At 54.0% G+C, this 19,230-nt stretch carries 18 protein-coding genes; 12 read left to right on the plus strand and 6 right to left on the minus strand.

Annotation, left to right across the window (positions count from 1 at the left end; all coding sequences use genetic code 11):
• Window position 1: 1 nt before the first annotated feature.
• The 4 genes from DPEP_RS06935 to DPEP_RS06950 all read right to left on the minus strand — a co-directional run bounded on the left by DPEP_RS06935 (window position 2) and on the right by DPEP_RS06950 (window position 3,494).
• The gene (locus DPEP_RS06935; protein WP_005660795.1) at window positions 2-871 is read right to left on the minus strand and encodes an ABC transporter permease; all 870 of its coding nucleotides are present in this window, start codon (window positions 869-871) and stop codon (window positions 2-4) included.
• Window positions 864-1,784, minus strand: a complete 921-nt coding sequence (locus DPEP_RS06940) for an ABC transporter permease (RefSeq protein ID WP_005660797.1) — start codon at window positions 1,782-1,784, stop codon at window positions 864-866. The genes DPEP_RS06935 and DPEP_RS06940 overlap by 8 nt, the downstream gene beginning before the upstream one ends.
• A gap of 42 nt (window positions 1,785-1,826) precedes the next feature.
• Window positions 1,827-2,519, minus strand: coding sequence for a GntR family transcriptional regulator (locus DPEP_RS06945; RefSeq protein WP_005660798.1), 693 nt, complete (start codon window positions 2,517-2,519; stop codon window positions 1,827-1,829).
• A 132-nt stretch (window positions 2,520-2,651) separates the two neighbouring features.
• Window positions 2,652-3,494 (minus strand): M55 family metallopeptidase, encoded by an 843-nt coding sequence (locus tag DPEP_RS06950; RefSeq protein ID WP_005660800.1) that lies wholly within the window; start codon window positions 3,492-3,494, stop codon window positions 2,652-2,654.
• 106 nt (window positions 3,495-3,600) lie between these two features.
• Between DPEP_RS06950 and DPEP_RS12830 the strand changes: the two genes are divergently transcribed.
• Window positions 3,601-5,886, plus strand: coding sequence for a mechanosensitive ion channel domain-containing protein (locus tag DPEP_RS12830; RefSeq protein WP_005660801.1), 2,286 nt, complete (start codon window positions 3,601-3,603; stop codon window positions 5,884-5,886).
• A 62-nt stretch (window positions 5,887-5,948) separates the two neighbouring features.
• Here DPEP_RS12830 and DPEP_RS06960 read toward each other — a convergent pair whose 3' ends face one another.
• Window positions 5,949-6,305: a helix-turn-helix domain-containing protein gene (locus DPEP_RS06960; RefSeq protein WP_005660803.1), complete on the minus strand. Its 357-nt coding sequence runs from the start codon at window positions 6,303-6,305 to the stop codon at window positions 5,949-5,951.
• A 153-nt stretch (window positions 6,306-6,458) separates the two neighbouring features.
• Between DPEP_RS06960 and DPEP_RS06965 the strand changes: the two genes are divergently transcribed.
• The 9 genes from DPEP_RS06965 (at window position 6,459) to ilvB (ending at window position 14,421) form a co-directional block, all read left to right on the plus strand.
• A complete protein-coding gene (locus tag DPEP_RS06965) occupies window positions 6,459-7,103 on the plus strand; it encodes an ABC transporter permease (protein ID WP_040382481.1) in 645 nt (214 codons plus the stop codon).
• Window positions 7,104-7,115: 12 nt separating this feature from the next.
• Entirely contained in the window at window positions 7,116-8,225 is a 1,110-nt protein-coding gene (locus DPEP_RS06970; protein ID WP_005660805.1) for an ABC transporter ATP-binding protein, read from the plus strand.
• Window positions 8,222-8,863: an ABC transporter permease gene (locus tag DPEP_RS06975; protein WP_005660806.1), complete on the plus strand. Its 642-nt coding sequence runs from the start codon at window positions 8,222-8,224 to the stop codon at window positions 8,861-8,863. Before DPEP_RS06970 ends, DPEP_RS06975 begins: the two co-directional genes overlap by 4 nt.
• Window positions 8,864-8,879: 16 nt before the next feature.
• Window positions 8,880-9,788, plus strand: coding sequence for a glycine betaine ABC transporter substrate-binding protein (locus tag DPEP_RS06980; RefSeq protein ID WP_005660807.1), 909 nt, complete (start codon window positions 8,880-8,882; stop codon window positions 9,786-9,788).
• Window positions 9,789-9,880: 92 nt separating this feature from the next.
• Window positions 9,881-10,735: a bifunctional methylenetetrahydrofolate dehydrogenase/methenyltetrahydrofolate cyclohydrolase FolD gene (gene folD, locus DPEP_RS06985; protein ID WP_005660808.1), complete on the plus strand. Its 855-nt coding sequence runs from the start codon at window positions 9,881-9,883 to the stop codon at window positions 10,733-10,735.
• Window positions 10,720-11,187 carry a hypothetical protein gene (locus tag DPEP_RS06990; protein WP_198003055.1) on the plus strand — a complete coding sequence of 156 codons (468 nt, stop codon included), beginning with the start codon at window positions 10,720-10,722 and terminating at the stop codon, window positions 11,185-11,187. Before folD ends, DPEP_RS06990 begins: the two co-directional genes overlap by 16 nt.
• 246 nt (window positions 11,188-11,433) lie before the next feature.
• Window positions 11,434-11,703, plus strand: a complete 270-nt coding sequence (locus DPEP_RS06995; RefSeq protein ID WP_005660811.1) for an ACT domain-containing protein — start codon at window positions 11,434-11,436, stop codon at window positions 11,701-11,703.
• A 4-nt stretch (window positions 11,704-11,707) separates the two neighbouring features.
• Entirely contained in the window at window positions 11,708-12,715 is a 1,008-nt protein-coding gene (ilvC, locus tag DPEP_RS07000) for a ketol-acid reductoisomerase (protein ID WP_005660812.1), read from the plus strand.
• Between the two features lie 38 nt (window positions 12,716-12,753).
• A complete protein-coding gene (ilvB, locus tag DPEP_RS07005; protein ID WP_005660813.1) occupies window positions 12,754-14,421 on the plus strand; it encodes a biosynthetic-type acetolactate synthase large subunit in 1,668 nt (555 codons plus the stop codon).
• 67 nt (window positions 14,422-14,488) lie between these two features.
• On the opposite strand, the gene DPEP_RS07010 is transcribed toward ilvB, so the two are convergent.
• Window positions 14,489-15,556, minus strand: coding sequence for an NAD(P)H-dependent flavin oxidoreductase (locus tag DPEP_RS07010; protein ID WP_005660814.1), 1,068 nt, complete (start codon window positions 15,554-15,556; stop codon window positions 14,489-14,491).
• Between the two features lie 144 nt (window positions 15,557-15,700).
• Here DPEP_RS07010 and DPEP_RS07015 point away from each other — a divergent pair, with 144 nt between their 5' ends.
• Together DPEP_RS07015 and DPEP_RS07020 are read left to right on the plus strand one after the other, a co-directional pair.
• Window positions 15,701-17,296 (plus strand): dipeptidase, encoded by a 1,596-nt coding sequence (locus tag DPEP_RS07015; protein WP_040382486.1) that lies wholly within the window; start codon window positions 15,701-15,703, stop codon window positions 17,294-17,296.
• A gap of 20 nt (window positions 17,297-17,316) precedes the next feature.
• The gene (locus tag DPEP_RS07020) at window positions 17,317-19,230 is read left to right on the plus strand and encodes an ATP-binding protein (protein WP_040382488.1); all 1,914 of its coding nucleotides are present in this window, start codon (window positions 17,317-17,319) and stop codon (window positions 19,228-19,230) included.

Raw genomic sequence — 19,230 nt, forward strand, 5'->3', positions numbered from 1 at the left:
GTCACTCCTTAAGTCTGGGGTTCAAGGCGTCCTGAAGCCCGTCTCCGAAAAAATTGAATCCCAGGACAACTATCATTATTGCCAGGCCGGGAAAGAACGCCACGAAGGGGGCGGTTCGAAGGTACATCCTGGCTCCGCTGAGCATGGTTCCCCATTCCGGGGTGGGGGGCTGCACTCCCAGTCCGAGAAAACCCAGTCCCGCCGCGGTGAGGAGTACCGTTGCCATCCTCAGGGTGGTCTGGACGATGATGGGGGAGAGGGCGTTTGGCAGCACGTATCTCATTATCACCGATCGGTTCGACTCTCCTATGGCCTGGGCCGCCGTGACGTAGTCGTTTTTCTTCACCGATATGACCGCACCCCTGGTTACCCTGGCGAACTGGGGCACCGAGTATATCCCTATGGCGACTATGAGATTAGTCAGGTTGGGGCCCAGCATGGCCACTATGGCCAGGGCCAGAAGCATGCCGGGAAAAGCCAGCATTATATCCATCAGTCTCATTATTATCTCGTCGATCAGCCCGCCGAAATAACCTCCTATTGCTCCGAGGGCTATACCTATGACCAAGGCTATTACCACCGAGTTGAACTGAATTATCAGCGAGACCCTAGCTCCGTGGATTATCCTGCTGAATATATCTCGTCCGAACTCGTCGCAGCCCATCAGATGATCTCCCGACGGCGCCAGAAATGCGTCGCTGAGGTTCTGGGCCAGGGGATCGTATGGAGCCATATGGGGTCCCACCAGGGCTATGAGGACGTAAAGGGTCACTATGAACAGTCCCAGCACGGCGGTTTTGCTGCGGCTGAGTCTGCGCCATATTATGCTCAGGTGCGATCTGTTTTTTGCCGTTTTTTTAACGTCAGTCATTGTATCTGATCCTCGGATCTAAAAGCGCATACAGGACGTCAACCACAAGGTTCGCCAGTACGAATATGAGAGCTATTACCAGCAGGGCCGTCTGGACGACCGGATAGTCCCTTCCCATTATGGAGTCGACCAGCAGCCTCCCTATTCCCGGCCAGGAGAAGACCGACTCGGTCAGAACAGCTCCCGCCAGCATATATCCGAACTGGAGGCCTATTACCGTCACCGTCGGAATTAGGGCGTTTCTCAGGGCGTGGCGGTATATGACCAGTTTCTCTTTCAGTCCCTTGGCGACGGCGGTCGTGATATAGTCCTGCTGGAGTACGTCCAGCATGCTGGAGCGGGTCATCCTGGCTATGATCCCGGTTGACGCCGTTCCCAAGGCAATGGCCGGCATTATCAGATGTCTTATGCCCCCCATTCCTCCCGATGGAAGCCACATCAGGGTTACGGAGAACAGGAGGATCATCAGAAGCCCCCACCAGAAGACCGGCATAGATACACCGAGAAGGGCTATGAAGGTCGACAGGTAGTCTATCCACGAGTACCGATGCACCGCCGAGAGGATCCCGGCCATTATCCCTATCACGACGGAGATGACTATGGCGGCGGAGGATAGGATCAACGTGTTTTTGAGCCTCTTGCCGACTATCTCCATCACCGGTATCTCGTATTTCATGGAGATCAGCTCTCCTGTGAAGACCCCTCGGATAAAGCGGAAGTACTGGGTCGACAGGGGTTTGTCGAGTCCGAACTCCTCCCTGATCAGCTGGATATCCGCCTGGGTCGCCTCGTCTCCGGCCAGGAGCTCCGCCGGGTCTCCCGGGGATAGATGAAGAATCAAGAAGGCTATTATGGAGACCCCTATCAATACCGGAATCGCCAGCATCAGCCTCCTAACTATGAATCTACCCAAAATCCTTCCTCCTTTTCGAGTTGATCTCTGTCGTCGCTTTCTCTACAGCATCCCAAGGCTGAGCCTGTGTTTCACCGTGTTCAGAATGTGTTCCTCCATGTGTTTTCGAGCCATCAACCCGTCTCTCTCCCTCAGAGCCCTGACTATCAGCTTATGTTCCATCGAGCTTTTATATCTTCCGTCCTTTCTGCGGGCTACATACTCCGGAGCGTTTACGTCCAGTATGTAGTAGGGCGAGAAGTAGAAGGTGTAAAGGGAAGACCGATGGTAGAGTTGGCTGAAATGACGTTGAAAATAGAGATTCCCGCTGAGTCTAACTATCTTGGTGTGAAAATCCTCGTTGAGCTCGGCGAAAAGTCCCTTCCTCTGGTTCCCGTAGAGCTCTACGAAATCGGATTCCCTGTGGTTGAGCTCTAAAAGGGTCTCTATGTCCTCCTCCGTCGCCAGTTCTGCCGCCAGCTCCGCCGCTCTGCCCTCCAGGGTGGATCGGGCCACGAAAACCTGAAGCAGGTCCTCCTTGGTCAAGGCGGGGATTCTGTATCCCTTCTGCCCCGGGATCTTCTCAAGGATGCCCTCGGTCATTAGTCTGCCGAGAGCCTGTCTTATGGGAGTCCTGCTCATCCCCAACATCTCGACCAGTTCCGGCTCGTACAGTCTCTCTCCCGGAGAAAGCCTGTGTTCCACTATCAAACCGATAATCGTCCTGAAAGCCTGTTCATCGGCCAGTATCTCCATGGCTAGCCTCCCTTTCTTCGTCTGTTCGAATGGATTCAAAAGTGGATACGTTTCTATTTTAGAGATTTGTCCGAAAAAAGTCAACAGGAGCGGATGAACCTAGGTTCATCCGCTCCTGTTGACTGGCCGTCCTTAAAATGCCACCGATCCGCCTAGGGAGATGAGGGATCCAGCCCATCTTCTCATCAGGTCCATCCCGATCCCCTTTATTCTGACGGTCCTTCCGTCGATTCTGGTCGTTCCCGGGATCGTTGCGGCGCTATCCGCCTGGGACGTGTAGTGGAAGGATATGTCCATCTGGAAAGCTCCCCTGGGAATTTCGTTTTTTCCTGTCCCTCCATACTTCAGACTCTTAGCCGCCTCGAAGGCCCCCTTTCGGATGATCTCGAAAGTATCGTCGGGAGGAAGGCAGTCGGCGGAGGAGTGGCCGATTCCTCGTTTTACCGAACAGGTTAGGACCTCTTGTCCCAGGGCGGAACGGGCCTCTTCGCAGGCGGCGGTGTCTCCTGTCACTAGAAGTACCGGGATCGAGTGCTCCGAACATACCGCTGCGTTGAGCCCTATTTCCCCGACCTCTTTGTCGTTAAGCCTGACACCGAATACCGCTTTACCCGATATGGTGTGATCGAGAATGGCCCTCTCCGTGCCTGCCATAGCGTGATAGCAGAGGAAAAAGGCACCGTCGCAACATTCCACTCCCTCCATCATGCCGAGTGTCTTGGGAGAGCCGGATATTATCCTGACCCGGCCACCGTATCTTGAGAGATCCGCAGGGGATATGTTTATCATTCCGTCGTGGGAGTCGTTGACCAGGATCTCCCTTGCCCCTCCTTCTAGTGCCCCCTCTATCGCGGCCTTAAGGTCGTGGGTCTGCATAGCTTGTCCGAAACGGTATTCGTCCCGAGAAGCTTTTGTCTGCTCCGATCTAACTACTCCTGTGGCGCCTTCCATGTCGACGCTCATGTATATTTTCATGTCGATAACCTCCTCGTTGGTATAAAAACTGAGGCGATAATACACCGGAGTGGAGCTGAACTCCAGTACGTTGTGGTACCATAAAACAACGATGGGGGGAGATAGGATGAGAAAAACGTTTTTGATCTTCGTTCTGTTGCTGTCCTTTACGGTCTTTCCCGAGGTGTCCGACGGGAACGCCCTTACCGCCGTTGTCAAGGAAGGCGCGATCGGAGAGACTCAGGGTGACCCCGCGTCGGGCGATTCCTCATCTGGCGACATATACGACGTCGCGAAGAACGAGAACAGGATAGCAGAGCTGGATCGATCCATAGGAACCTGGGCATCCGTGCCGGTAGCCGAGTCGGCCGCTCGTTACGGGGTGTCGGAGGCGGATGTGGAGGACAGGATCACCGTTCTGTCTTCACTCCAAAATTTCTACAAGCGACTTAACGGTGCGGTCGAGAAGACCGTCGGTTTTAGGGAGGATCTGAAAAAGAGGGAGTCCGAAAAGGGGCAGGCCAGACTATCCCTGAAGGAAGAGCCTCCCTATAAGTTGAGTTTTTATGATGAATATCTGGCCAACGCTGACGATCTATCCTCCAAACTGGAGACTTTGGAGGAGTCCATAGCCAGAGAGCAGAAGGCCATAGTAAGCGCTAGATCCCAGCTGGACGAGGCGGGAAAGGACCTTCGATTGGCCCAGAGTGAGCTGGATAAAGCCAAAGGTACAGAGGAGGAGAACAAAAAGCTCTGGGCCTTTCAAAAAGCGCAGGTGAACGAGGAACTCTGGAAGGTGACCCTGGCCTATCTGGAGAGAAACCTCGAGAATCTTCGTCTTCAGAGGGATGCCGCAAGACTTCGTCTGGGTCAGGCCGAGGACGTCAAGAAATATATCTACTCTAACGTCTCTTTCGACGAGGGGGACATGAAGGCCGGCCTGGCCAGATACGAGGAGGGTCTCAAGGCCCTTCAGAAAAAGGTGGAGGTCTTGGGAAAAGACATACCCAAGGCCGAGGACGCCTATGCGGAAGCTCACGCCAAACTCAGCGCCGCCACCGGCGATAAGGCGGTGAAAGAGGCTCAGAGAGTGTTCTCCATGGCGGAGATAGAGAGAGAGTATCTGCATCTAACCATGGAGCAGGCCCAGGAGATGGTTGGCTTTCTCAACGAGATGAAAGACATATGGATGGACCGATACGATCTTTTAAAGCCCGGTGGGGCAAGTGCCGATATCTTGCTAAAGCAAAGGGACGAGGTCGAGCAAAGGATCGGCCGTTTCGAGGATGTCCTCATCTCGCAGCAGAAGTATCAGGCCGCCCTTCACGCCAGGTCGATAGCCCTGAGCGGAGAGCTTGATCAGGCGAAGGACAAGGTTGTTGTAGCTTCACTAAAGAGAAGGTCCAAGATTCTGGACGACATAATGTCCCAAAACATGAATTACATGGTGTCCCTTATAACATTGGATACCATGAACAAGAGGCTGCTGGAGGAGATCAAGAGCCACATAAAGGAGGTCGCCATAACGGAGAAGGTATCCTCCATGTGGCGTGCCAGAACGGCCGAGATATTGAACACCGAGCTATGGCATATGGGGGGGTATGCCGTCAGGCTGAGGGAGTTCGTGATAGCTCTGGTGGTGTTGTCCTTCGGTCTAATGGCCAGCAGAAGGATAGCCAAGTTCATCCGTAAGTGGCTCTTGATCCACTCTAAGAGAGTCGACGTTACCGGGGTTCATGCCATAGAACGGCTTATCTACTACTTCCTGATATGTGGAAGCTTTCTCATAGCCCTCAAGGTCGTCAACGTGCCTCTCACCGCCTTCGCGTTTCTAGGTGGTGCCGTAGCCATCGGTATCGGTTTTGGAGCCCAGAACCTATTCAACAATCTGATCAGCGGCTTTATACTCATGGTACAACAGCCGTTCAAGATCAACGATATAGTCCAGGTGGACGATATCACCGCTACTGTGTTGGAGATCGACTCCCGTTCCACCAAGATCAGGACCTTCGATAACTACGACGTTCTGGTTCCGAACAGCTATTTTCTGGATAACCGCATAACCAATTGGACCCTGTCGGACAAGATCATAAGGGGGAAGCTGGAGATCGGAGTGGCCTACGGTACTCCCGCCAGAAAGGTTGAGGAGATCCTATTGGGACTGGCCAGGGATCATCAGACTGTGCTTCCCGATCCGAAGCCCTTCGTTCTTTTTTCGGAATACGCAGACAGTTCGATGAACTTCGTACTGTATTTCTGGGTCAACGTCAAGAACGGTTTCCCGACCGGCGTGGCCAGCGATATGCGTTACAGGATCCAGGAGATATTCGAGAAGGAGGGAATAGAGATACCGTTCCCTCAGGTGGATGTCCATATGGAAAAATCGGGTGTAGGAGCTCCAGATCCGGTTTGACTCTCGTAGTTTTTTAACTAGCGGATCGGCAGCCCTCAAGCTGAGGTCGTCGATCCGCTTTTTTATCTCTCGTCTTGCGACGCCATCTCGGAGAGAGCTACGATCTTATCCGAGGCATCCTCGAGCTGGGGGAGAACGGTGCACAATGCCCTTATGAGCTGGACGTTGCCGCCTGATCCGATCAATTCGGTTATCCGGTCCATCGATTCCTGTAGCTTCTCGAGAGATCCTTTCAATAGGGTTTCCGTTTTCTTGTCCATTTTCTCTATCTCTACGTCGCTGTCCTCCACGACCCTCCACAGTCTCCCCATCTTTATTCCGTCTATATATCCTTCCCTGAGCCATTTTCTAATGGTCGCCGGAGTCACCCCTCTGGTTGTCGCGGCCTCCTCCGATGTAATGTATCTTTTCTTAATCATCCTTGATGTTCTCCTCTTTCTGCTTGCGTGTTTTGTGTTGCGGATACGTCTCTTTATGGTCTTGTGTGTTGTCCTATTCGGCTATTGGTGTTATTTTATATGTCTCGAATCTTTTTGTCGATGGAAAGGAGTGAGTGTCCCATATCGTTATCGATGTTTTTAAAGTACTATCACGTAAAGCTTCTAGAGGCTCTTCTTCAACATCTCCTCATAGTCGGAATAAGCGTTCCCATAGCGATCTGCATCAGTCTTCCCCTGGGGATATGGATATCCTCTCGTCCCAGAATAGCCCGTTTGGTCATATACGGTTCCAGTATCTTGATGACCATACCCAGCTTGGCCCTTTTCGGAATAATGGTGGCCCTTTTGGCCTCCATCAAGATGGGGCTTGGAGTTGTCCCGGCAGTCTTGGCTATATCCATCTATTCCCTTCTTCCCATAACGAGGAACACCTATACCGCCTTGAACGGAGTGTCTCCGGCGATCATCGAGGCCGCCACGGGAATCGGTCTTTCAAGGATGCAGGTTCTCTGGAAGGTCCGCATACCTCTGGCTCTGCCGGTTATAATGGCCGGGGTCCGTCTCGCCGTAGTCATGGGGATCAGCGTGGCCGCCTTTGCCTCTCTGGTGGGAGCTGGCGGATTGGGTGGTTTCATCTTTTCTGGGATAGCCCGGTCGAACATAATGATGGTGGGAGCTGGTGCTCTGTCGGTGGCTCTCTTGGGGATATTGGCCAACTGGCTTTTGCTGCGTTTCGAGACGATCGTAACCCCTAAGGGATTATCGCCAGAAGATTAGGAGCTGAAATAGTTGATAGATCTCATAGACGTAACCAAAAAATTTGACGATCAGGTCGCGGTAGACTCCCTGAACGTCTCGATAGAGAAGGGCAAGATCACCATGCTCATAGGTCCTTCCGGATGCGGGAAGACGACGACCCTTAAGATGATCAACCGTCTGGTAGAGCCGTCGGGAGGAAGGATCATGATAGGTGGAGAGGACGTCACCGATATGAACCCAGTGGACCTGAGGAGGTCCATAGGGTACGTCATACAGCATGTCGGCCTTTTTCCTCATTACACGGTGTTCGACAACGTCGCCACCGTTCCCAGGCTTCTGGGGTGGAAGGAAGAAAAAATTTCCAAGCGGGTCTACGAACTGCTAGATCTTGTGACCTTGGACGGAAGCTACGCCGAAAAGTATCCTCTTCAGCTCTCCGGAGGAGAGCAACAGAGGGTAGGCCTGGCCAGAGCTTTAGGGGCGGACCCTGAGGTACTTTTGATGGACGAGCCCTTTGGAGCGATAGACCCGATAAACAGGACCACCATTCAGGACTCTTTCCTGGAGGTCCAGGAGGAGATAGGAAAGACCATAGTCTTCGTTACCCACGATATAAACGAGGCCATCAAGATGGGAGACAGTGTGGTAGTCATGAAGGACGGGGCGGTCGTCCAGCACGATTCGGTCTCGGAGATACTGGACAATCCCTCTGACGAGTTCGTCGAGAACCTACTTGGACACGACAGGACCCTCAAGGCCTTGTCTCTCAGAAGGGCCAAGGAATTTGTCACGGACAGGGGGTACTTCTCCATAGTGAGGGAGGACACTGTCTCTCAGACCAGGGAGGCTTTGATGAAACGTCTGGAGGGAGAGGTGATTAACACTGCCTATCTGATAGACGACGGAGGGATCCTGTTGGGCAGATACGTCCTGGACAAGGGAAACAAAAAGGGACGTGTCTCCATAGACTACGAGGAAAACTGTGCCAGAGTGGAGAGGAATACCAGTGTCACCGACTCTCTGTCGAGAATGCTGGAGGTCGGAGCTAGGCAGCTTCCTGTAGTGGATCGAATCGGAAAACTGTTGGGAGTCATCCATCTCTCCGACGTGTTTTCCCAGGTAGAAGGTGATCGTAGGTGATCTCCTACATTGCCGGTCACGGAGAACAGATATGGATTGCCTTCTCTTCCCATATCACCCTATTCCTCTCCTCCATGGCTATATCAATAATCCTGGGTTTGCTGTTGGGCATCTTCATAGCCACCGGCGGCGGTAAGGGGTTTGGGCGTGCCCTTCTTACTATCCTGGGAGCTTCTCAGGCTACTCCCTCCATAGCGGTAGTGGCCTTTTCCTTCCTCTTCGTCGGGATAGGAAAGGCTCCGGCTATCCTTGCATTGGTGATCTATTGTCTCGTTCCTGTGGTCTTCAACGTGGTGTCCGGCCTTCTAGGAGTGCCCGGCGAGGTCGTGGAGGCCGCCAGAGGAATAGGGATGACCAGAGCTCAGATTCTCCTGAAGGTCAAGTTACCTTTGGCCTCGGAGGTCATCATGTCCGGGGTGAGAAGCGCCGCCACCATAAATATAGGGACCGCCACGGTGGCCGCGGTCATAGGAGGCGGAGGCCTGGGAGATATCATCTTCACCGGTTTGAAGATGCAGAATAACGGGGCCATCCTGGTAGGGGCAGGACTCTCTGCCATCTTGGCCTTGGTCGTCGATTTCGTATTTGCGTCCGTTGAGAAAAAGGTCGTCCCCAAGGGATTGTCCCAGGGAAGATAATGTTTAGGAGGTAAACATGAATTTTTTTCGTAAGTCAGCGTCAAAGGTTTTAGCATTAGGGATTTTTAGTCTGCTCCTGACTATCGGGGCGTCTTCGGTTTCTGCCAAAGAGGTCACGGTAGGGGCAAAGAACTTCACCGAGCAGTACGTGGTCGGCGAGATGATGGCACTTCTCCTGGAGAACGGGGGCTACGATGTATCGAAGAAGATGGGAACAGGAAGTTCCATCACCAGGACTGCTCTCACCTCAGGTCAGATCGATATCTACGCCGAGTATACCGGAACCGCTTGGCCTCTTTATCTCAAACACGATGAAAAGGTGGGAGACCCCAAGGAGCTTTACGAGAAGGTCAAGGCCGAGGACCTGGAGCGAAACGGCATAGTTTGGCTTGACCGTTCCAAGATCAACAATACCTTCGCATTGGCCATAAGAAAGGGCGATGCGGAGAAATTGGGCACATCCATCTCGGAGCTAACCGAGTACAATAACTCTCACCCAGAGGAGATCATTTTCGGTATAGGCTCTGAGTTTAACGAACGTCCCGACGGTATTCCCGGGATAATCGAGACTTACGGCATCGAGCTGACCACGGGACAGAGAAAGCTTATGGACATAGGTCTGACTTTCGAAGCCATCGACAGAGGCCAGATAGACGTAGCCATGGCCTATCCTACCGACGGGAAGCTGGTTAAATTCGACCTACTGGTCCTCGAGGACGACAAGAAATTCTTCCCTGCCTATAATCTGTGCGTGACCGTCAGGAAGGAGTTCCTCGATGCCAATCCCGACGTTGTGGAAATACTGGCACCCATATCGGAGCTGGACAACGAGACAATGCAGGAGCTGAACTATAAGGTCGACGCCGTGGGACTTCCCGCCGACGTGGTGGCGAGGGAGTATCTGGAGGAAAAAGGTCTGATTTAGCCGCATCCTTCGGCGACTTCCCTGTCGTTTCGGTCCTTTTGAGATAGAATAACGGATAGATCGTAAATTCATGACGATAGGGAGGTCCTGACTTGAATAATATCGTGATGGACGGTAGAGCCGTATCCAAGAAAGCCAAGGAGTCTATAGCGGCGAAGGTCCTGGAGCTAGGGAAAAAGGGGATAGTTCCCTCTCTGGCGGTAGTGCTGGTGGGAGACGATCCCGCGTCCAAGGTATACGCCGGTCAGAAAAAGAAGAACTGCGAATCCGTAGGAATCTCCTTCGACTTTCATCAGCTTCCCGGAGAGACCTCGGAGAGTGAGCTTCTCGACCTCGTTGAGGAACTGAATCGAGACGACGGAGTTAACGGTATTCTGGTGGAGATGCCCCTTCCCGGCCATATCTCCAACGAGAGAATCCAGGCCGCCATAGACCCCGATAAGGACGTGGATGGCTCTAACCCCGCCAATCTGGGACGGTTGATGTCCGGCCTGCCGTCCCTCCGGCCCTGTACCCCTCAGGGGGCGATGTATCTCATGGATAGCTATGACGTGGAGTTCGAGGGCAAACACGCCGTGGTAGTTGGACGAAGCAACATAGTCGGCAAGCCTGTAGGGATGATGCTTCTGGAGAAAAACGCCACTGTCACCTACTGTCACAGCAGAACGGCGAACCTTACGGAGGTCCTTCGCTCCGCCGATATCGTTGTGGCTGCGGTAGGCCGTCCTAAAATGATCACAGGCGAAATGATAAAGCCCGGTGCGGTCGTTGTCGACGTCGGTATAAACAGCACCGAGGACGGTATCGTCGGAGACGTCGATTACGATTCGGTCGCCTCCGTTGCGGGAGCCATATCCCCCGTTCCCGGCGGCGTAGGGCCCTTGACCATCGCCATGCTTCTGGGCAACGTGGTTACTTCCGCCGAGAGGAGATGCTCCGAATCGTGATGACAGGGGAGGTCGCAGATCTCGCTCTGGAGGTCAACTCGGTACTCAGGGAGTATCTTTCGATACAGAACCGCATCTTCAAGTTCTCACTCAAGAAAGCCCTCGGTTTTTTCAGACCGGATCCTCTAGAGGCTTCCGAGGCGGTCGTTCCGCTTCTCGACAGGCTGGAGAAGGTTCGTATCGGGATAAAGGGGCTGTCTCCGTCGGACGAGTCCGAGGAGGGCCGTTTTCTGATGGTCCTGAGGGCTTACTCCAGAGCGATGTCGGAAGCGATGGAGTCCTTCAGGGACCTGTGCGTGAAGCTGGAGAGACACAAAAAGGACAGGAAATACAGAAAAGGTCCGTATCTGGAGGACATGAGGTCTTTTCAGGAAATGGAGACCCGCTATCTGGAGATCGGATTGAAGCTTAACGAACTGAAGAAGTCGATTTCGGAAGAATCGGAGAAGTAGGGGTTGACAAAAAACTCTTTCGCTCGTATTATTTCCGCCAACACCCGTCGGTCCTGGACCGGGAAAGGAGCTCGCTATGAAAGCAACGGCAACCCTTAACCTATTCGTTATTATTATAGTCGTCGTTATCAGCTGCGGGGTCCTTCCTGGAGTGACTGTCGGCGTATAGTCCGACCGCGACGCCGGGCCGGGATCCTCGTAGAGGATCCCGGCCTTTTTTTTTATGGTCGAAAAGGAGGGAATACTTTGTATCGAAGGATAGGGGTTCTCGCCCAGGACGAGCCTGGAACTATGGTGAGGATAGCTTCGATGGTGCTGAGAAGAGGTTATGATCTTGTCAGCTTCTCCGCCGAGAGAGGCAGAGAGGATGGGCTTTGTTGGTGTCGCCTGGAGGTGGCCGAGGGGCAGGAGAGGTGCGATCGTATGATCCTGCAGCTTCGGCGGTTGATGGAGACGGTGGAGGTTGTCCTCTTCGAGGGAGCCTCCGATTTCGAGAGAGAGCGAAGGAGTGCTTAGGGTTATGGCAAAGGTTTACTACGACGGAGATGCGGTATCGGGAAAGTTGGAGGGCAAGACGGTGGCGGTGTTGGGTTACGGCAGCCAGGGACACGCTCACGCCCAGAATCTCAGGGACAGCGGGGTCTCCGTGGTCGTGGGGCTTCACGAAGGCAGCCGCTCCGCTAGGGTGGCCAGGGAGGACGGTTTCGAGGTGCTCTCCGTGCCCCAGTCAGTTGCCAAGGCCGATCTCGTCATGGTACTGATGCCCGATACTATCCAGCCATCGGTCTACAGGGAGTCGATAGCCCCCAACCTGAAGCCCGGCATGGCCCTGGCCTTCGCACACGGGTTCGCCGTCCACTATCACCAGATAGAGCCACCGGAGGACGTGGATGTCTTCATGGTGGCTCCAAAGAGCCCTGGGCACATAGTGAGGCGTCTCTATACCCAGGGCAAGGGAACTCCGGGACTTCTTGCTGTCTACAACGATGCCACGGGATCCGCCAAGGATCTGGGACTGTCCTATGCGTCCGCCATAGGTTGCGGAAGGGCCGGGGTTATCGAGACCACCTTTGAGGAGGAGACGGAGACCGACCTCTTCGGGGAGCAGGCGGTGCTCTGCGGAGGTGTCACGGAACTGATGAAGGCCGGTTTCGAGACCCTGGTGGAGGCAGGATACCAGCCGGAGATAGCTTACTTCGAGTGTCTCAACGAGATGAAGCTGATAGTCGACCTCATATACGAGGGAGGTCTCTCCTGGATGAGATACTCCATAAGCGACACCGCCGAGTATGGAGACATGGTAGCCGGGCCCAGGGTGATCGGATCGGAGTCTAGAGCTGCCATGAAGGAGCTGCTCAGAGAGGTCCAGGACGGCAGCTTCGCAAAGGACTGGATCCTGGAAAATCAGACCGGTCGTCCGAGGATGAAGGCCTGGAGGAGAAGAGAGGCTTTACAGCAGCTGGAGCGAGTAGGAGCCGATCTCAGGGATATGATGCCCTGGCTGGAGGCTAAAAAGGCCCCTAGATAGGGCCCGAGACGGTATTTTTCCCAGGAGGGGATCGAGAGATGAAGTCGTCCTTCACCGGAGCGGATATATTGATAAAGACCCTCGAGAGCTGCGGCACCGACGTGGCCTTCGGAGTTCCCGGGGGAACGGTTATACCTCTGTACGATTCCCTCTATGGGTCGTCGATAAAGCACGTCTTGTTCCGACACGAGCAGGGGGCCTGCTTTGCCGCTGCCGGTTACGCCAGGGCCTCCGGCAAGGTCGGTCTATGTATAGCCACCTCGGGGCCGGGAGCCTTGAATACTTTGACGGCTCTGGCCGACTCCCAGGCGGACTCTGTCCCCATAGTCGTCTTGACCGGTCAGGTGGCGGGAAATCTCAAGGGCAGCGATGCTTTTCAGGAGGCAGACCTGTACGGAGCCTCGTTGTCCATGGTCAAACACAGCTTCTCCGTCGAGAGGGTGGAGGACCTCGCTTCCACCGTTCGATCCGCTTTTCGACTCGCCTCCTCCGGTCGTCCCGGACCGGTCCTGGTCGATCTCCCGGTTGACGTTCAACGCAAGAGTGTTATCTATGGAGAGCAACTCTTAGCCGAGAGGACCTTTCCCGGAGAGAGTTTCAATCAGGACGAGGCTTCGGCGATCCTTCCTATCCTGGGTTTTTTGGACGAATCGGAGCGGCCGGTGATACTGGCAGGAGGAGGGGCTATCCTCTCCGGAGCCTCCGACGAGTTGTTTCGCTTCGCCTCCTCCCGCTCTATCCCTGTGGCCACCAGCCTGATGGGCAAAGGAGCTTTCCCGGAAGACCATCATCTCTCCCTGGGCATGGCGGGAATGCATGGAACGGTAAGGGCTAACAGGGCTCTGTCTCGGTCCGATCTGGTGCTGGTGCTGGGCTGTCGACTCGGAGACAGAACCACCGCGAAGGTCTCCGGTTTCGCAAAGGGCGCCTCTATAGTCCATATGGATCTGGATAGAGCGGAGATAGGAAAAAATATCCCTGTTCATCTGGCAGTTCTCTCAGATCTCAAAAGGGGGCTGGAGATATTGAACGGCCAGCCTCCCGGACGTTCTTTCGAGGACTGGGCCTCTCTGTGGAATATTCCGATATCCAAGCAGGTCAGATCGGGCGGGCCTCTTTCGCCCGAAGACATAATGGTCACGGTTCGCAACAGGCTTTTTCCGGAGGATGTCGTGACCACCGATGTAGGGCAGCATCAAATGTGGGGGGCCCTCTTCTGGAAGTCCATGAAGCCTAGGACTTTTCTCTCCTCCGGTGGTCAGGGGACCATGGGATTCGGGTTGCCTGCCGCCATAGGGGCCTCCATAGCCAGGCCGGGGAGACCGGTGGTCTGTCTCTCCGGAGATGGTAGTTTTTTAATGAACTCCCAGGAGATGGAGACCTCCGTTCGAATGGAATTGCCGGTCAAGATAGTCCTGTTCAACAATGGTTCTTTAGGAATGGTCCGTCAATGGCAGGAGCTTTTCTGGGACGAGAGGTACAGCGCTACTGTGGAGACGCCTGTCTGCGACTTTGTCTCCTTGGCCAGGGCTTATGGAGCCCAGGGATTCAGGGTTTTTTCAAGGGAGGATCTGGACGTCTGCCTCGACAGAGCCCTCGGGTATCCCGGTCCGAGTCTTATAGAATGTCCCATCAGCGACGAGTTCAAGGTGTTTCCCATGGTGACTCTCGGAGGTGGACTGGAGGATATGTTGATTGAGGGTTGAATCAGAAAAAAAGAGGGTTTCGAGATCGACTTCATCTCGAAACCCTCTTTTTTTATTTTGACTATGCCTATTCTGGGAAGAGCGATCGTATCACGTCCTCGACCTTCTCGATGCTGTTTACCTTCGTGACATTGCTGCCGCAGAAGAAAAGTCCGTGTTCCCAGTCTCCTCTGTAGGCGTCGACCAATGCCTGAGCTATGCAGAAGGTCTCCTTTGTTTTGCGATATCTACAGTGGGTCAGACAGTTGGCCATACAGGGTTTGCTCTCGACGTCGCCCTTCAGATATCGGTCTACCATGGGAGATCTAAGTGCCCTTCCAGGAAGTCCAGCTGGGCTGTGTATCAGCACCACGTCGTCTTCCGTGGCGTCCACGTAGGCCTGTTTGAACCTGATGTCGGCATCCCCTTCTTCGCTGGCTGCGAATCTGGTTCCCATCTGCACTCCCTTGGCTCCCAGATCGAACGCCTTGAGGACGTCCTCCCTGTCCCATATACCACCTGCCGCTATAACTGGTATGTCCAGCCCCTCTTTCTCCAGGAACGACACCAGTTCCGGTACGACGACCTCAAGAGACAAAGACGGATCTTTTACCATCGCCTCGTCTCTGGCTCCGAGGTGTCCTCCCGCGTACAGGGGGGTCTCAACTACGAATCCGTCGGGGATCCTGCCGCAGGTTTTCTTCCATCTTCTCATTATCAGTTGGGCCGCCTTGGCGGAACTGACTATGGGTACCAGTGCTACTTCCGGGTAGTCTTTGGTATACTCTGGTAGTTTCAGAGGGAGTCCGGCTCCGGAGATTATTATCTGGGCTCCTCCCTCGCAGGCCGCCCTTACGTGAAGCTCATAGTCAGTCAAAGCCACCATGCAGTTTATCGCTAGGATTCCGTCGGGGCCGGCTATCTCCCTGGCCTCTGCCAAGTATTCCTTGATGGCTTTTTGGTTGATCTCGAAGTAGTTACGTCCGGTGAAGTCGGGGTGAGCCGCCGCAAGCCCTACCGATGCTATGGTTCCGATGGCCCCCGATCGGGCAACCGCCCCAGCCAATTTTGGGCCGGACACGAGCACCCCCATGCCCCCCTGTATCAGAGGATGGCGAGGGCTGTGTCCGCCGATCTTTAGAACAGGCATATCCATAAACTTTCTCTCCCTTCGATGTCCCGCCTCATGAAGGGCAGGTCGTGACGGACCTATTTTATCGCATATTCAAAACGAGGACCAATGAACCTTGTAAAACTGGATGGTATCATAAAGGCATGCAGTGGGAAAGGAGGAGTGACGGTGAGATATTGCAAGATCGCAATGGTGGTCTGGCTGTCTTTAGTCTGTAATTATGCTGCTTTCGGTTGTACCGTCGTGGTCGCTGGAAAGGGCGCTACCTTGGACGGTTCCGTGATAGCCTCCCAGACCGCCGACGGATGGTACGATTCCAACATCAGATACGTTCCGGGAAAGAAGCACGCCCCGGGGAATTTTACGCCGATATACCTGAACCTTTTAGGGGAGGACGACAGAAAACCGGTCAAAATAGCCGAGATCCCCGAGGTCGAGAGGACATACGGATACTTCAGGACCGGCTATTCCAGCTACAACGAACATCAACTCGCCATAGCGGAGTCTACCATAGGGCAGAAGGATGAGCTCAAGGCCTTCTACCCCGACACGAAATCTGTAATGACGGTGGAGCAGCTGTCCATACTGGCTCTTCAGAGAACTAGGACCGCACGAGATGCCATAAGGCTTATAGGCGAGATGGCAGAGAAGTACGGTTTTCTGGGGTCCTGTGCCAACGAGGGAGAGTCCCTTGCCATAGCGGACACCGACGAGATATGGATATTGGAGATAATGAGTGTCGGATATGATTGGAGCCCCGATTCCGGTCGGCCCGGAGCTATCTGGGCGGCCAGGAGGGTGCCGGACGATCACGTGGCTGTCATAGCCAACGCCAGCAGGATAGGCGTCGTCGACCCCGACGACGGCGAACATTTCATGGTCTCCAAAAACTATATGGATCCGGCGGTGCGCAACGGTTGGTACGATCCTGCCTCGAACGAGCCCTTCAACTGGACGGATACGTACTCTCCCGGTTACGGGCCGTGGTCCCCATCCTCTATGTGGGTGAGGAGTCGGCTTTTTTGCATCTATTCCGATCTGGCTCCCTCGATTCGTTGGGATCCATACGGTGAGCTCCGATCGTATCCTTTTTCCTTTAAGCCGGAAAGGCCGGTCTCGGTATCGGATGTATTCGATATCTTCCGTTCCAGGCTGAACGACACTCCTTTTTCCATGGAGGATAACCAAGCTTGGTTAGTCCCCGGGGTAAACGGAGAGCTCGTAAAGAGCGAGTTGGCCACCCCGGTGCCGGATAGGGCCACTAGGTCTCTGTTGAATATACCCTATTCCAGGCCTATAGCAGCTAGGACCTCCTATAGCTTCGTCGCTCAGAACAGAGGATGGTTGCCCGATCCTGTCGGAGGAATTATGTGGTTCGGCATGGGGTTGCCTCTTTTTTCCTGCTACGTTCCCATATACGCTGGGGTGACCGATACTGCCGACAGCTGGCGTACTTTCGAGGCCGATTTTTTCGATCCCGCCTCTGCCCGATGGTGTGTCAGTCTAGCCAGCGACCTGGTAAACAGAAGATATCAGAGGGCGATGAAAGACCTGGTCTTGTTCAGAAACCCTCTGGAGAAGAGTTTCATGGGGTCTATCCCCCATGTGGACAAGGAGGCTGTGGAGCTTTACGAGCGATCTCCGGAAAAGTGTTCAAGCTACTTGACGGAACTTACCGTCGACAGGATGAAGGGAGTCCGAGACGGTTACTGGAGGCTATGCCGAGAGCTCATAGCCAAGTACAACGGAAATAAGTTCTGGTGATGACGAGGCTCTTGCCGATCTTGGCATCGATTCTCTGGTTTTCCTGGGGTTCCGCGGCCTTCCCCTTCGAGGATCCGATTTTGATAGGAGGGGTCGGAAGGACCGTACACGTTCTTTGCCTTCCCGCCGATCCTCCCTTTTTGGTGGAGGAGGAAGACCTTCCTTCCGGATTCTTCGTCGACCTCATGAGGGAGATCGCCTTGGTTGAAAATATGAGAATCAGTCTTCGGATCGGAAACTGGGAGGATCTCCGTCAATCGATGTACAGAAGTCGTATAGACGTCGTCTTGGGAACACCTCATCCTGTCCCCAGAGACGTGGAGCCCTTTTCCTATATGCAGGTATACAACGTCGATCCCTCGGAATTAGGCGGGACCAATCCCTTGAAATTGCCGATACAGGGTATATCTGGCAAGGATGCCTGGGATATATGTTTTTCCTTCCCCATTGTGGAAGAACCCTACTCTTGCCTTGTTCGGAAGGAGGGTGGAGTGGAGTCCATTAGGGATCTCAGGGAAAAGCCTTTGGTTGTCGAGAAGGGCGGTGCCGGACTGGAGTTTCTGACCTCCGGTGGGCTCACCTCTAGGATAGTGTCGGTAAAGACCCTGGAAGAGGCTGTTAGAATGGTTTCGTCCGGCCTGTATCCCGGGGCTCTGGTGGGAACCTATCAGGGACTCTATCTTTGGAAAGAGATGAGGGTCCGTAATCTGGAGTACATATCTCCTCCGGTGTTCACATTGGAGAAGGGCATGGTCGTGACCAGAGGCGACTCGGAACTCGCCATAAGGCTGGGCAAGGCCTTCGAGACCCTCAGACAAAACGGATCCTATCGAAGGCTCGTGGGCAAATGGTTCGGAGGTTACGACGGACCTATCGTCGATAGGGACACCCTGATTAAAATAGGCGGCCTCTTTCTGGCTATACTGGCCACGATAGTTGGTTGGAACGTCATGCTCAAGCGAGAGGTCGTTCGGATTTCCGGTGAGAGGGAGAAGATTCTGGACTTTATAAGAGACGGGATAGTCGCTGTGGACAAAGACGGAAGGGTGTCCATGATCAACAAGGTAGCTCAGGAACTGTTGGCCGTCGGACTGGATGTGGTGGGAAAACCAGCCGAAGAGGCCGTTCCCGATGTCGATCTGGTCAAGGTCTTGGATACAGGGGAGCCAGTTTTCGATCTGGAGCAGAACCTTAGAGGAACTTTGGTGATCGGCAACAAGGCTCCCGTGGTCTATAGAGGCGTGATATATGGAGCTATCGCCACTTTCAGGGATATGACGGAGATGCACGCTCTGGCGGAGGAGATAACCGGTGTAAGAATGTACGTGGAGTCTTTGAGGGTTCAGAATCACGAGTTTCAAAACAAGCTGCAGGCCATAGCGGGCTTGATCCAGATGGGAAGGTACGAGAAAGCGATCGAGTTCATAACCTCCGAGGCGAACCCGGAAAGCTCCACCACGTCCTTCATCTCGGAAAACATAAAAAATCCCGCCGTCGGAGGGATAGTCATAGGAAAAGTCGGGAGATGCCGGGAGCTGGGCATAGAGATACGTATAGATCCGGACAGTTACTGCGGCGAATGCGTCGGCATAAGCGATCAGGCCATGGTGGTGATAATAGGTAACCTGCTGGAGAACGGTATGGAGGCGGTGCTTTCCTCGGGAGTCGAGAATCCCAGAATCGACTTTGCTATATTCGACGAGTCCAACCAGATTATGATAAGCGTCGAGGACAACGGGGGAACCCTTACTCACGATATAGAGTCCCGTATGTTCGACAAGGGCTTTTCCACAAAAACCAAGAGCCGTCCCTCCGGGTTCGGACTCTACAACGTTAAAAAACTGGTGGACGCTATGGGCGGTGATCTCTCGATAGATTATGTTTCAGGGGGATTCACCGAGTTTATAGTGACTTTACCTAACGGAGGTATCTGA

The organism is Dethiosulfovibrio peptidovorans DSM 11002, assembly GCF_000172975.1.
Classification (GTDB): Bacteria; Synergistota; Synergistia; order Synergistales; family Dethiosulfovibrionaceae; genus Dethiosulfovibrio; species Dethiosulfovibrio peptidovorans.